Genomic DNA, 517 nt, shown 5'->3' with positions numbered 1-517 from the left:
CGGGTTCGCCGCTGCCGGAGCTGGCGCGGGCGATCACCGCGGGGGCGGTGCGGTTGGCGGCGGCGACCGCGGCGTGGTTGCGGCTGGTCGCCGAGTTCGACGACCGGGGCGGCTGGCACGGGGTGGGTATCAACTCCTGCGCGCACTGGCTGGCCTGGCAGTGCGGCATGGCGCCGGTCACCACCCGCGAACACGTCCGGGTGGCCCGGGCGCTGCGCGGCCTGCCGGAGATCGCGGCGGCGTTCGGCACCGGCCGGCTCTCCTACGCCAAGGTGCGGGCGCTGACCCGCATCGCCGCCCCCGACTGCGAGGCCGCCCTGCTGGAGTTCGCGCTGTCGGCGACCGCGTCGCAGACCGAGCGGTTCTGCCGGGCCTGGCGGCGCGCCGACGGGCCCTGTCAGATGGTCTGTGTAAGAGCTCGTGGTCCGAGCCTGAGGTTGGTGCCTCAGTTGGGAGCACGCTGTGACTGTGACCGATGACGATTCGGTGGCTGATGGTTCGGGGTTCGGTCCTCCGG

Annotated in this window: 1 protein-coding gene; it reads left to right on the top strand. The window is 73.7% G+C overall.

The genetic code is table 11. From position 1 onward, the window contains the following. On the top strand, positions 1 to 479 hold a 479-nt coding region (locus E4P39_RS22060; protein ID WP_245160044.1), incomplete at its 5' end, for a DUF222 domain-containing protein. Positions 480 to 517 lie beyond the last annotated feature (38 nt).

This window comes from Blastococcus sp. CT_GayMR19, assembly GCF_004570385.1.
Taxonomy (GTDB): domain Bacteria; phylum Actinomycetota; class Actinomycetes; order Mycobacteriales; family Geodermatophilaceae; genus Blastococcus_B.
The sequence above is the reverse complement of the archived record's forward strand: the minus strand, read 5'-3'. Positions and strand labels throughout refer to the sequence as shown.